Annotated in this window: 14 protein-coding genes; 9 read left to right on the top strand and 5 right to left on the bottom strand. The window is 71.5% G+C overall.

Annotated features, from left to right (window positions below; translation table 11 throughout):
- Window positions 1-238 precede the first annotated feature (238 nt).
- The 3 genes from EER30_RS46375 to EER30_RS46365 all read left to right on the top strand — a co-directional run bounded on the left by EER30_RS46375 (window position 239) and on the right by EER30_RS46365 (window position 2,165).
- The gene (locus EER30_RS46375) at window positions 239-748 is read left to right on the top strand and encodes a flavodoxin domain-containing protein (protein WP_164842800.1); all 510 of its coding nucleotides are present in this window, start codon (window positions 239-241) and stop codon (window positions 746-748) included.
- A 113-nt stretch (window positions 749-861) separates the two neighbouring features.
- Window positions 862-1,695: a universal stress protein gene (locus EER30_RS46370; RefSeq protein WP_127509651.1), complete on the top strand. Its 834-nt coding sequence runs from the start codon at window positions 862-864 to the stop codon at window positions 1,693-1,695.
- Window positions 1,692-2,165: a nitroreductase/quinone reductase family protein gene (locus EER30_RS46365; RefSeq protein WP_240670762.1), complete on the top strand. Its 474-nt coding sequence runs from the start codon at window positions 1,692-1,694 to the stop codon at window positions 2,163-2,165. The genes EER30_RS46370 and EER30_RS46365 overlap by 4 nt, the downstream gene beginning before the upstream one ends.
- A 46-nt stretch (window positions 2,166-2,211) precedes the next feature.
- Here the strand turns inward: EER30_RS46365 and EER30_RS46360 are convergent, their stop codons facing one another.
- Entirely contained in the window at window positions 2,212-2,421 is a 210-nt protein-coding gene (locus tag EER30_RS46360; RefSeq protein ID WP_127509648.1) for a hypothetical protein, read from the bottom strand.
- 34 nt (window positions 2,422-2,455) lie between these two features.
- Here EER30_RS46360 and EER30_RS46355 point away from each other — a divergent pair, with 34 nt between their 5' ends.
- The 5 genes from EER30_RS46355 to EER30_RS46335 all read left to right on the top strand — a co-directional run bounded on the left by EER30_RS46355 (window position 2,456) and on the right by EER30_RS46335 (window position 5,496).
- Entirely contained in the window at window positions 2,456-3,394 is a 939-nt protein-coding gene (locus EER30_RS46355) for a universal stress protein (protein WP_127509645.1), read from the top strand.
- A 154-nt stretch (window positions 3,395-3,548) separates the two neighbouring features.
- Window positions 3,549-4,199 (top strand): response regulator, encoded by a 651-nt coding sequence (locus EER30_RS46350; protein ID WP_127509642.1) that lies wholly within the window; start codon window positions 3,549-3,551, stop codon window positions 4,197-4,199.
- 99 nt (window positions 4,200-4,298) lie between these two features.
- Window positions 4,299-4,538: a hypothetical protein gene (locus EER30_RS46345; protein WP_127509639.1), complete on the top strand. Its 240-nt coding sequence runs from the start codon at window positions 4,299-4,301 to the stop codon at window positions 4,536-4,538.
- 179 nt (window positions 4,539-4,717) lie between these two features.
- Entirely contained in the window at window positions 4,718-4,993 is a 276-nt protein-coding gene (locus EER30_RS46340) for a DUF1876 domain-containing protein (RefSeq protein ID WP_127509636.1), read from the top strand.
- A gap of 68 nt (window positions 4,994-5,061) precedes the next feature.
- Window positions 5,062-5,496, top strand: a complete 435-nt coding sequence (locus EER30_RS46335) for a hypothetical protein (RefSeq protein WP_205650728.1) — start codon at window positions 5,062-5,064, stop codon at window positions 5,494-5,496.
- Between the two features lie 61 nt (window positions 5,497-5,557).
- Here EER30_RS46335 and EER30_RS46330 read toward each other — a convergent pair whose 3' ends face one another.
- The 3 genes from EER30_RS46330 to EER30_RS46320 all read right to left on the bottom strand — a co-directional run bounded on the left by EER30_RS46330 (window position 5,558) and on the right by EER30_RS46320 (window position 10,346).
- Window positions 5,558-6,556, bottom strand: a complete 999-nt coding sequence (locus tag EER30_RS46330; protein WP_127509633.1) for an Acg family FMN-binding oxidoreductase — start codon at window positions 6,554-6,556, stop codon at window positions 5,558-5,560.
- A gap of 503 nt (window positions 6,557-7,059) precedes the next feature.
- Entirely contained in the window at window positions 7,060-8,478 is a 1,419-nt protein-coding gene (locus EER30_RS46325) for an HAD-IB family hydrolase (RefSeq protein WP_127509630.1), read from the bottom strand.
- Window positions 8,475-10,346: a lysophospholipid acyltransferase gene (locus EER30_RS46320; RefSeq protein ID WP_127509628.1), complete on the bottom strand. Its 1,872-nt coding sequence runs from the start codon at window positions 10,344-10,346 to the stop codon at window positions 8,475-8,477. The genes EER30_RS46325 and EER30_RS46320 overlap by 4 nt, the downstream gene beginning before the upstream one ends.
- 245 nt (window positions 10,347-10,591) lie before the next feature.
- Between EER30_RS46320 and EER30_RS46315 the strand changes: the two genes are divergently transcribed.
- Window positions 10,592-11,458 (top strand): universal stress protein, encoded by an 867-nt coding sequence (locus EER30_RS46315; RefSeq protein ID WP_164842799.1) that lies wholly within the window; start codon window positions 10,592-10,594, stop codon window positions 11,456-11,458.
- Window positions 11,459-11,465: 7 nt separating this feature from the next.
- On the opposite strand, the gene EER30_RS46310 is transcribed toward EER30_RS46315, so the two are convergent.
- Window positions 11,466-11,784 (bottom strand): glycosyl hydrolase family 65 domain-containing protein (locus EER30_RS46310; RefSeq protein WP_284699748.1); only part of this gene is annotated, 319 nt, incomplete at its 5' end.

The raw sequence follows: 11,784 nt of genomic DNA, 5'->3' as shown, positions 1-11,784 counted from the left end.
GGCACACCTGGGGTCTGGGCCGGTGGTGGGCGTCCCTGCCGATCGTCCAGAAGAACCGCTGGCTCATCTGAGCCACGGCTCCGAGCCCGGCCGCTTGATGGCGGCCGGGCTTGCGCGTGGCCGTTCGGGAGATCTGGTCCGCACCGGATTCTGTCCGGACGCATTCTGGGGACTTTGGTCCCTACCGCGGCCCTGCCTGGCGGGAACACCGTGGAGGCCGAGGGTTTGGAGGTGTGTCGTGGTCGTCCTTGTCACGTACGGAAGCACCGGCGGCGGCACCGCGGAGATCGCCGGCTGGATCGCCGAGGAGATGCGGAACACGGGGCTCGAGGTGCGGCTCTCACCCGCCGCCGACGTCTCGAACGTCGAGCGCTGCGACGCGCTCGTCCTCGGCTCGGCCGTCTACGCGGCGGGCTGGCATCCGGACGTCCGACGCTTCGTGCGCCGCCATGCCGGGGCCTTCGCCGGCAAGCCGGTCTGGCTCTTCAGCAGCGGGCCTCTCGACACCTCGGCCGACGACGGTCCTCTGACGCCCGGCCACCACGCCCAGGAGGCGTCGCACGAGCTTCACGCGCGTGAGCACGTCACCTTCGGCGGCCGGATGACCGCCGAGGCCCGGGGGTGGCTGGGCTTCCTCGCCCGGCGGATGGCGCGCACGGGTCAGGCCGGCGACTTCCGCAACCCCCAGCGCGTACGGGCATGGGCCCGCGAGATCGCGGCGCAGATCCGCGCGGCGTCGCCCGCCTGAACCGGGCCTGCCGTACCCGCAGGGTCTTTCGGCCGGCGGGTCCGGGACCTGCGGCACTGCCATTGCGACCGCGATCGGCCGGACGCTGAGGGAAACCGCGAGAGGAAGGCGTCATGAGGGTTCATCCGATCGTCGTGGCGGCCGACGGCACCGCGCCGAGCACGGCAGCGGTGCGCTGGGCGGCCCGCGAGGCACAACGGCGGGGCCTGCCCCTGCGAGTCACACATGTCTTCGACTGGGAGTGGCCCGAGGCGCGCTATGACACGAGCAACCAGTATTTCGACCTCGCCCGCAAGCGGGCCGACAGCCTCACGGCCACGGCGATCAACGAGGCCCGCGTCGCCGCGCCCGAGGTCGACGTGGACGGTGACCCCCTGATCGGTAACCCGGCATCCCGTCTGCTGGCCGACGCTGAGGATGCCGAACTCGCGGTGCTCGGCAGCCGTGGCCGTGGCGGCTTCGCCGGCCTGTTGCTTGGCTCCGTGAGTCAACGCGTTGCGACCCACCCGCCATGCTCCGTCGTCGTGGTGCGCGGCCGTGGTGGTGATCTGTTCGAGGGTCCCGTTGTTGTGGGCGTGGACGACTCCCCGGCGGCGGATCTGGTTCTCGAGACTGCGTTCGGGCAGGCCGCCGGGCGGGTGGCACCCCTGGTGGTGGTCCGTGGCCTGGTGCCGGTCGAGTCGCGCGACGCGGTTCGGGCCGGTATTCACGAGCAGCTGGAGCCTTGGCGTGACAAGTACCCGGACGTGCCGGTCGAGGTGGTCGTGACACCGGAGGGCGCCGCCGCGGCGCTGGCCGGGGCGTCCGCGACCGCACGGCTGGTCGTGGTGGGGAGCCGAGGGCACGGCCTCATCGCCGGTACAGCGCTCAGTTCGGTCGGGATTCAGCTGTTGCACCACGCCGACTGCCCGGTCTACATCGTGCGGGAGCCCCGGAGGCCGTCATGATCATCACCGGGGCGATGCGTCGCCGGATGTATCGCGGCGGTCGCCCGAGCCGCCTGGCCCGCTCGCTCAACCGGCTGTCGGCGTTCCAGTTTGGCCGGGCGATCTTCGCCCCGCCGGACTGGGTCACCCTCGAGGTGACCGGCCGGCGCAGCGGTCACACCGTCTCCTGCCCGCTCGTGATCGCGCGTTTCCGGGGCGAGCGTTACCTCGTCTCGATGCTGGGCAACGGGGCGAACTGGGTCGCCAACGTGCGGGCGGCCAACGGCGAGGCGGTATTGCGCCACGGCCGCCGCCGTCCGGTCCGGCTTGTCGAGGTCGACCCGGCCGAACGAGCGCCGATCCTGAGGCAATACCTCGTCGTCGCGCCCGGCGCACGGGCGCACGTGCCGGTCGACCGGCGAGCCCCGCTCGCCGAGTTCGAGCGGGTCGCGGCCGACTACCCGGTCTTCCGGGTGACCCCTCGAAAGTGAGGTGGCCGCCCCTTGTCCCCGACGATCGAGCGGAGGGGAAGTTCGCCTACGACGGTTCGCCGGCGTCCGGGTTCACTCCTGCCCGGCTTCGAGTCGCGGGTCCTACCCGGACGCCGAGGCCGCGCGGCCCGATGCCGCGCCGGAGCCGAGCAGTCTTGAGGGCGCGCTGGTCGCCGGCCTGCTGCGCCACGAGATCACATCCGGCCAGTACCGCCGCGCGATGCGCCTGCTGGCCGAGCGGGACGACGATGTCCATCCGCTGACTGTTCCTCCCGATGGAGGTGTGAACCATGAGTGACCTGGACAAGCTGCGCATCGAGCACGAGTCGCGGTCGCGGGGCGCCGGCTCCGCGGGCGCCTCGCGATACAGCGAGGCGGTCGATCGCTATCAGGGAGCGGCCGGCTACCGGGACGCCGATCCCGCCGCCGCTCCCGATCCCGCCGCCGCTCCCGAGCCCGGCGGGCCGCCGACGGTCGCGGGCGTCGTCATGGTCGGTGTGGACGACTCGCCGGCGAGTTGCCTCGCGGTCGATCACGCCGCCATCGAGGCGGAGCTGCGCGGTTGGGGGTTGCGGATCGTGCACGTCCAGCGCGGCAGCGCGCTGCGTCCGGCCCTGCGCGACGACGGCATGCGACTGCTCGAACGCCTCGGCGCCCGGGTGCACGCGTATGCGCCGGCCCTCGCGGTGACCAGCCGGCAGCTGGTCGGCTCGCCGGCGTCGCTGCTGCTGTCCCAGGCCGCCGACGCGAGCCTGGTCGTGATCGGTCACCGGCACGGCGTTGCCGCTACAGCCCTCGGCCTGGGCATCGGCGACCGGGTGGCGAGCTTGCATCCCGGCGTCGTGATGGTGGTCCGAGCAGCCGGACGGCCGGCCGGAGGAGGTCTCGGCGACCGCCCGGTCGTCGTCGGCGTCGAGCTGCCCGGCACGACTTCCCCGGCCGTCCAATTCGCCCTTCAGGAGGCACGGGCTCGCGGTTGCGAGCTGATCGTCGTGAACGCCGCGCCGCACGCGGTGGCCACCGACCGTGTCGACGTTGTCGGCGGGCTTCGAGTGCACCGGCGTCTGGTGGATGAAGCGCCGGCCGCCGCGCTGATCCGGGCCTCCGCGGACGCGGCGGCGGTCATCGTCGGCCGGCACGCCTACGCCGGCAGCGCGCTGCCGCTGCTCGGCTCGGTGAGCCGCGCTGTCCTGAGGGACGCCCGCTGCCCGGTCTTCGTGGCCGGCTGAAAGACAGGACTGGCCCGGAGGACGACATGATCGGGGCCGGAGGTCTCGAACACCGGCGGCCGGAGCGGTCATCGGTCGCCGGATGTGCGCCTTGCCGGCGTCGGCGGGACCTACGGCCCTGGGGCGCGGCCGGGTGGCGCGGTAGAAAGGACGCATGATCCGGGTCTATCTGCTCGACGACCACGAGGTGGTCCGGCGTGGCCTGGCCGACCTGCTGCAGGCGGCCGGCGACATCGAGGTGGTCGGCCAGTCCGGCTCGGCCGCCGAGGCCACCCGCCGCATTCCCGCCCTGCGGCCGCACGTGGCGATCCTCGACGCCCGGCTGCCCGACGGCAACGGCATCGACGTGTGTCGAGACGTACGCGCGGTCGACTCGACCATCAAAGGTCTCATCCTCACCTCGTACGAGGACGACGAAGCGCTGTTCGCCGCGATCATGGCGGGCGCCTCCGGCTACGTGCTGAAACAGATCCGCGGCATTGACCTGGTCGACGCGGTGCGCCGGGTGGCCGAGGGCCAGTCGCTGCTCGACCCCGCGGTGACCCAGCGGGTGCTCGAGCGCATCCGGCACGGGGTGGAACAGCCGCGCGAGCTGGCCGCCCTGACCGAACAGGAACGGCGGATCCTTGAGTTCATCGCCGAGGGGCTGACCAACCGCGAGATCGCCGGCCGCATGTTCCTGGCCGAGAAGACGGTGAAGAACTACGTCTCCAGCGTCCTGGCGAAACTCGGCCTCGAGCGGCGGACCCAGGCGGCCGTGCTCGCGACCCGCCTGCTCGGCGAGCATTCCGCCGACGGTCACTGAACCGGGGGCCCAACGGCACTGTCCCGGTCGTTGCCTCCGCTCCGATGCTGGACTCATGGCCACGGACGCGCCGATCTGCTCTGGCCTGAGGAGGTCACCATGGAGATCCTCTACCTGCTGGCGATTCTCGTGGTCGCGAAGCTGGCCGCGAGTCTCGTGGCGATGCTGATCCGCCGGCACTCCGAGCGGCACCGCCCGGACCAGGGGCCTGACCCGTGCCTGTCACCACAGCTGGGAGTCCCGCCACCCCCGCCGGACGGGTCTTTCGGCCCTGCCGGCCCGGACAACCACGAGGTCGCCGGGAGGTTGACGCGACCGAAGGGCGGAGGCGGTGTCTGAGAGCTGGTGCCCGGGTTGTTTCGGCGACCTGACCGACTGGCTCGAGGTCGATTCCCGCGCCCCCTTTGCCGGCGATCCGTCCCGAGGACCGCGAACCGGGTCGCCGGGACCTTCGGCACTGGCCACCCGGCGTACCACGAGATGCGATGGAGGCAACGCTACCGAACGGAGGTGCAGTCATGGTTCACACCAGGACCTGGACGATCGAGGTGAACATCGACGAGAACGAGGATGAGCGCCAGACCCGGGCCGTGGCGGTGTTGCACACCGACGCCCGTAATCCGCTGCGCGGGACGGGTGTGGCTCGTCGCCGTCCGGCCGACACCGAGGTGCCCGAGATCGGCGACGAGCTCGCCACCGCACGCGCCCTGGCCGACCTGGCTTACCAGTTGCTCGACGTCACCGCGGGCGACATCGAGCAGTTCACCCACCGTCCTGTGCACCTGACCTCTTGACCGCCCGTTCGGGCGTGGCCAGCCTCGCGCGTGGCCACGCCCGCCGGATCACCAGCGGAGGACGCACGATGACCGTCAACACCGCCGCTCACAAGCCCGTGGGAACTCTGCGCACCGGGTACGCCGTCGCGGCCGCCGTCAACGCCGTTCTGCTCTACTTGGTCAACGCCAGGCCGGGCTGGGAGGCACTGCCCTTCCTCACCGCCGAGACCGTACATGTCCTCGTGATGGTCAACGTGTCCCTCGCGGTCGGGCTGGCTGCGAACCTCGTCTACCTGGTACGTCCCTCCTCGTCGCTGGTCCCGGCCGGCGGGATCGTCACGACCGGGATCGGGCTGGCTGTACTCGTCCGGTTCTGGCAGGTCTTCCCGTTCGACTTCGGCGCCGGATCGTGGTGGACGACGGTAATGCGCGTGTTGCTGATCCTCGGCATCGCCGGTTCGATCATCGCCGTCCCCGTCCAGCTCGTGTCACTGGTCCGCCGGGTCCGGCACCGTCGTTGACGGCCGCCGCGCCGACCAGGCCGGGAGTGAGCCGGCGCCGTTCGACTGACGGACCCTTCGGTCACTCGTCGATCTGAATGACCTCGGTCGGCGTACGCCGTGGCGACGGCGGAACGGGTTCCCTCGACTCGACATAGCCGAGCCGGACGATCAGATAGGGCTCGCCTATCCCGGACAACAGACGGGTCAGGAGGATGCGAGGCCAGGCGACCTCGACGGCCTCGCTGATGGGTGCGGTGGCCAGGCCCTCGGATGTCGCCTGCAGCAGCAGGGCGGACATGGCTTCTCCGCCGCGCAACAGATCGACCGGCCGGTCCGTCATGCCGAAGACGATGACATAGGTGGCGCCCTCGTCATGGTCGGCGCCGGCGAGCATGCCGGGGGACCCGTCGGGCAGGAAGTTGCGCACGGGCACGCGGCGCAGGCTGGGCCCGACCGCCGTGGCCGGTGGCACGCCGTCACCGGTCCAGGCCGGACGATGAGTCCAGTCGGTGAGCTCGGTGCGGTGCCCGGGGTCGAAGTAGTTGGCGTCGGCGGCCAGGTCGACCGAGATGGCCAGTTCGGGTACGCGGTCGTCCGGCACGACGTGCAGGTAGGCGCCCTGGGCCTCGACCAGGCCTCGCAGCCGGGTCAGGGTCTGCTCGGCCACCGGTCGTTCACCGAAGGCGCGGCGGTCGGTGCGCCGCTGACTGATCGCCGCGGCGAGTTCCCGTGCGACCGGATCGGGTTCGATGCGACCGACGACCCGAATCCGGGCGAGCAGGTCCGGACGTCGCTCCTCGGGAGACCGCTGCACCTCGGCGCGCCATCCCGCGGCGGCCAGGGCGACCCGCGCGTGGTGCAGGGCGCCGCCGCAACTGAGGAGCAAGAGGCGGCCCTCAGCGTCGGTGATGCCGAGGCGCCGGTCCGGGTCGGACGTCAGCTCGAGCACGTCACCGGTGATGCGCCACGTCCACGGCTGGCTGTTGAACACCGACGGCGCCCGAAGCGCGAGCCGGGCGGCCAGTTCCAGGGCGTCGCGGGCCTCGGTGCGGGTCACGTCGTGCGCCTGCTTGGTCATCGGTAAACACCTCCGGGGTTCCTCGGACCTCCACGGTCCCAGGCCTTGGAGCGAGCGGGTCAGGGCCGAAAGACCCCGATGTCACCTCCGTGCTCACGGGTGGGACTATCGGCCGGGCCCACCCGGGCGCCACCGTCGACATGGCGGGTGAGCAGAGGTCCGTCCGAGCACACGCGGCCACGGGGGACGAACGGACGAGGCTGTGGACCCGGTGGCACGAGTTCGACCCGAAGCTGACACCTACGCGGCGCTGAGGCCGACCGAAACCGCCGTGGTCGTGCTGGTGCCCCGGTTCGGCTGACGGCTTGAATTTGTCATAAACGGGACACGCCGTCCGAGGTGGCGGATCCGCTTGCGGAGACCGTCGATCGCGAGCGGCAGGCCGGCAGTGACCAAGAAATCCTCGATGCCCACTTGCAGTAAACCCAGCGTCTGGAGGTGCTCGTGCAGTTGCCTGTCACTTGAGCGAGCCACGCAGCCTGCGCAGCTCAGGAGAATGGACATCACAGGCTGGTGGGCCACTGGTCGAGCGTGTCGACGAACCGCTGGCGCACCTCCGCGATTCGTTCGTCGAGCGGGCCTGCGGTCCACCCACTGGTGGGAACGGGGTCGAGGACGGCGACGTCGACGGTGCCGGGGTTGACGATCAGCGACCGGCGCCAGGCCAGCTCACCGGTGTTGCGCAGCACGATCGGCACGATCGGTACGCCGGCCTGCCGGGCGATGTGGAAAGCGCCCTTCTTGAAGCGGCCGAGCCGCGGCGTCGGCATGCGGGTGCCCTCGGGCAGGATGAGGATCGAGACACCGTCACGCAGCCGTCGTACGACCTCGTCCAGGCTGGCTTTCGCCCTGGTCAGATCGGAGCGGTCGATCCACACCGGGTCCAGGGCCGCGCCGATGACGATCATCCGGGGATCCAGGCGCGCCTCCTTCTTGGCCACAGCGGTGAAGTCGTGCCGCAGCAACGCGCCGAGGACGAGCGCGTCGAGGGTGCTCTGGTGGTTGGCGATGAACACGGCCGGGCGGGTTTCGAGGTTGCGTTCTCCCACCACCTGGAGTCGTACACCGGCGAAGGCGAGGCCCAGGTCAGCGGCGAGCCCGGTGCCGGCGTTGACGCCGAGCCGGTGGTCACCGGTCAGCCATCCGAGTGTCATGCCGGTGGTCAAGCCGACGTTCGCGCCGATCAACGCCCCGAGTGTGCCGACGTAGGAGCGCAACCCGGGTGACCTGGGCTCGCGCAGGGCCAGCACGGGCCACCCGAGATCCTCGGCCGCCCGGCGCAGCGCGGGCTGCGGGTTCAGCGGGTACGGACGTCCGACCGCGGTCAGGAACGCGATGTCCTCCGGCCCGTCGGCGTAGCCGTAGCTGCGCCGCAGATCGATCCGGTTGGCTCGGGCGAAGGCGCGGACCGCGTCGGCCTTCGCCTGGCCCCACAGCAGGCCGGTGGGGCTTCGGCCGGTCAGCACGCCGTCCTCCTCCTCCAGCTCCGTGCAGACGATGTGGGGGATGCCCAGGTCCCGGGCCACCGGCTCGGCCTGCATGCGGGTCGCCGACGACGCGATGACGAGGGTGTGGCCCCGACGCTGGTGAGCCCGGACGAGGTCACGGGCCTCGGGCCGCAGCGTGCCCGCGATCTTCTCCACGAACAGACGCTCGCCGATCTCGGTGACCGCCTCGGTCGTCCGCCCCCGCAGGGCGGCGAGGCTGGCCCGGCCCACTGCCTGCGGGCCGTCGCCCGCCGCGGCGGTGATGCGGGCGAACTCCAGCGGGCCGACCTCCCCCTGGCGGATCTGGTCGAGGTAGATGTGGCCGGCGGTGTAGCCGTGCACCAGGGTTCCGTCGAGGTCGAAGAAGGCGGCGACCTCGGGTCCCGGCGGAGCGTCGCGGACCGCGGAGGTGACGTCGGCGGCGGTGACGTTCATGACCGCTTCCCCTCGTGCAGGCCGGCGATCACGTGGACCCGGCGTACGGTCGCGCGCAGTTGGTCCCGGAAGTCGTCGCGCCGCTCGGTCGCCTCCGCGCCCGGGTTGAGAAGGCCGCGATGCTCAGCCAGCCGCAGGACCGGCCGGAACAGCTCGAGCGACACCGACTCCTCGCTCGCCACCCGTTTCTGCAACGCCCACTGCCGGCCCAGCCGCAGGCACTCGTCGAGGAAGCGGGCCGCGTCGAACGGCTCGAAGTCCGGCCAGGCGGCCAGCAGCTCGGCCACCACCAGATAGGCGTCCAGGAACGGCCGGAGCACCAGGTCGGCCACCAGCAGATCGCTGTCCCGCAGCCAGCGCCGGGCGTCGGCCGGGCCGAAATCGTGCAGCTCCCCGTTCTGCCGAGGGTCGACGGTGGCGAGCTCGGCGGCCATGGCGGCGCCCAGCTCGGCGCGCGACGGGAAGAAGAAGTCGAACTTGAGCAGCTCACGCAGCCGCAGGGTTTCGCGCTGGGCGGTCGCCAGCCCGTGCTCGCCGTTCTCCATCGCCGCTACCAGGCTGAGTTCGCCGACGGCCCGGTCGACCAGCAGGTGTACGGCGGTGTTGCGATAGAACGCGGCCACCAGGTGCTGGCCCGGGGCGACGGACCACACCTGGTGGGTGCTCCCGTCGAAACCGGTGAGGACACCGGAGCGGACCAGATCGTCGAGCGCTCGCCGAATGGTGACCGGGTCGGTCAGGTCCGCGGCACCGGCGACTGGGTGTTTCCGCTGAGCGAGGTAGCGCGCCAGCGGGGCCACGGTCTGCGACACCTCGTCCAGGGTGAGCGCACGATCGGCGGCGAGCAACGCCGTGCAGACGACTGCCGTGGTGGTCACCGGGGTGGCGCGGTTGATGCGGCGGCAGGTGTCGATCGCGACACGCTCCACCGCGCGCGGGGCCGACCGGGCGTCGGCGCGCAGCTCGGCGAGCCGCTCGCGCAGCGACAACGGCTCGCCGAACTGCACATAGGCGCGGCCGAAGCGTTCCCGTTGGGCCCGGGCGAAGGTCCACAGCCACCGCAGATCCTCCGGGCGCTTGGCGGCGCCGTGGGCCTCGGTCGTGACGAGCGGGATCTCGTGCAGTTGCTCGTACACGATCGACACGGGCACGATCACCGCGTCGGGACCGGCTGTCGTGTCGACCGCGTCGACCACGTATCGCAGCAGCCCGTACGCGGGTTGACGAAGCTTTCCCGTCCGGGTCCGGCCGCCCTCGATGGACCAGCTGAGGTTGCGACCGTCCTTGACCATCTGGGCGATGTACCACCGCAACGCACAGCGATACACCGGATCGTCGGTGGTGGATCGCCGGACGTAGACGAAGCCGGAGCGGCGGAGGAGATGGTTGAACGGGAAGACGTCGAGGTTGGCGCCGGCCAGCACGAACGGCGCGGCGACGCCGTTGCGGGAGATCGCCGCGGGGATCGTGATGCCGTCTAGGTAGGACCGGTGCGAGAACGGAAAGAGCAGAGCGTGGGTACGGTCCAGCACGCGCAGCCGGCGGAGGGCGTCGGGGTCGATGACCAGCTCGTGCGCCCGGGTCAGCCAGTGACTGAACCGGGACCAGTCACTGGTCGCGCGCCTGGTGTGCGATGCGCCCATCTCACGCAGGCAGGCGGCGGCGTCCACTCGTACGCTCCGCGGGTCGCGGCCGAGCGTCCCGGCCAGCTCGGTCAGAGCCGCCGCGAAGCCGCCGTCGGACAGCAACGCGGCGACCTCGGGCGGATCCGTCGGCCGGGGCCGGTCGGGTTCGCCGGCCGACCAGGCCCGCAACGTGCGCCTCGGCGTCGAACGATTCCAGGACACCTTGTCCGCGGTCGCGATCATCACTGCCTCGCAGGTCTCCGATGGGTGCGGGTCGCACTTTTTCAGAGTTATTCATGGCCGGGCGTGCGGTCAGGGCCGTTGGTCGTGGAAAGAGGGCCACTCGGCCGGCACTACGACCGCAGCCGTCAGAGCGACCAGGGCCGCCAGGGACAACGGCCTGCGCGCACGGGCCGACCAGCGCTGGTCCGGCGGCGATCGCGGTCGCAGGCTCGGTACGAAGGCGAGCGGAGCCGGAGGTACGAGCCATGACCGGTACGAAGATCGTTGTCGGATATGACGGTTCCCAGGACGCGCGGCGGGCTTTGCGGTGGGGATTCCGCGAGGCCGTGCGGACCGGGGCGGAAGTGGACATGGTCTACGTGTGGCGGTGGCCGGACTACCTCCCGGCTGCCTCGATGATCCCCGGCACGCCGGTGTGGCCGGATCTGAACGCCGAGAAAGAGTTGGAGACGATGCTCGCCGAGGCGGTCGCGCGGGCGCAGGCCGAATACCCGGGGGTCGTGGCGCACACCATCATCGGGCACGGATCGCCGGCCTCCGTCCTGCGTGACCTGTCGGCGGGGGCGAGCCTGCTGGTCGTCGGAGGGCGCGGCCACGGTCTGCTCGGTGACTTCTGGCTCGGGTCGGTGCCCGGGGCACTCGCCGCGCACGCACTGTGCAGCGTCGTGGTGGTGCGTGAACCGGCCGGCCAAGCACCGGGCGCGCCGATCCTGCTCGGTCTGGACGACTCCGCGCACGCCGATCGCGCTGCCGAGTTCGCCTTCGAACACGCCGCGGCGTGGGGTGCGCCGCTGCGGGTGGTGCGGGCGTGGATGCCGCCGCCGGATCCGTGGATCGGCGCGCCGGACATCGATCGAGAGGAGATCTCGACGGCCGAGCTGGTCGCCGTCCGCGAGCAGGTGGCCGAATGGCACCGCAAGTACTCCACCGTCGACCTCCAAGTCGAGGCGATCGTCGGTCATCCGTACCGGGTGATCGCCGAAGCTGCGACTCAGGCGCGGACGGTGGTGCTCGGCGCGCGCGGTGAAGGCGGCTTCTCCCTGCTGAGACTCGGGTCTGTGAGCCGATACGTGCTGCATCACGTGAGTGCCACGGTCGCGGTCGTCCGGTAGAATCCACTCATCGTCCCCCGAGCGGTGTGGACGGCTCGTGCGGCTCCGTACGCCGGCGGATCGGCCCGCGTCCGGCCGGTTGAGCCGGTTCGGACGGGATCGGCGTAGCGGTGGGGATCGGCCGGGTCACCGGGGCGTCCGTGGTCAGTACCAGCGGCTCGCCGTGGTGCCGCAGCTCCAGCTTGGCGTCGCCGTCGCCGTCGCCGTCGCGGGCGCGCAGTGAGTAGACGGCCTCGTGCGGGCGGATCTCCACGCGCAGGCGCAGACCATGCCAGAGCAGGGAGAACGCCAGCCGGTCGAGGCGGCTGGGCAGGCGCGGCGCGAAC

Source organism: Actinoplanes solisilvae (assembly GCF_003999975.1).
GTDB classification, from domain to species: domain Bacteria; phylum Actinomycetota; class Actinomycetes; order Mycobacteriales; family Micromonosporaceae; genus Actinoplanes; species Actinoplanes solisilvae.
The sequence above is the reverse complement of the archived record's forward strand: the minus strand, read 5'-3'. Positions and strand labels throughout refer to the sequence as shown.

Bases quoted from the DNA above. Each gene is read 5' to 3' on its own strand.
- EER30_RS46345 (WP_127509639.1), top strand. From the start codon at position 4,299: ATGGAGATCCTCTACCTGCTGGCGATTCTCGTGGTCGCGAAGCTGGCC.
- EER30_RS46370 (WP_127509651.1), top strand. From the start codon at position 862: ATGAGGGTTCATCCGATCGTCGTGGCGGCCGACGGCACCGCGCCGAGC.
- EER30_RS46350 (WP_127509642.1), top strand. From the start codon at position 3,549: ATGATCCGGGTCTATCTGCTCGACGACCACGAGGTGGTCCGGCGTGGC.
- EER30_RS46365 (WP_240670762.1), top strand. From the start codon at position 1,692: ATGATCATCACCGGGGCGATGCGTCGCCGGATGTATCGCGGCGGTCGC.
- EER30_RS46315 (WP_164842799.1), top strand. From the start codon at position 10,592: ATGACCGGTACGAAGATCGTTGTCGGATATGACGGTTCCCAGGACGCG.
- EER30_RS46360 (WP_127509648.1), bottom strand. From the start codon at position 2,421: ATGGACATCGTCGTCCCGCTCGGCCAGCAGGCGCATCGCGCGGCGGTA.
- EER30_RS46320 (WP_127509628.1), bottom strand. From the start codon at position 10,346: ATGATCGCGACCGCGGACAAGGTGTCCTGGAATCGTTCGACGCCGAGG.
- EER30_RS46340 (WP_127509636.1), top strand. From the start codon at position 4,718: ATGGTTCACACCAGGACCTGGACGATCGAGGTGAACATCGACGAGAAC.
- EER30_RS46335 (WP_205650728.1), top strand. From the start codon at position 5,062: ATGACCGTCAACACCGCCGCTCACAAGCCCGTGGGAACTCTGCGCACC.
- EER30_RS46325 (WP_127509630.1), bottom strand. From the start codon at position 8,478: ATGAACGTCACCGCCGCCGACGTCACCTCCGCGGTCCGCGACGCTCCG.
- EER30_RS46355 (WP_127509645.1), top strand. From the start codon at position 2,456: ATGAGTGACCTGGACAAGCTGCGCATCGAGCACGAGTCGCGGTCGCGG.
- EER30_RS46330 (WP_127509633.1), bottom strand. From the start codon at position 6,556: ATGACCAAGCAGGCGCACGACGTGACCCGCACCGAGGCCCGCGACGCC.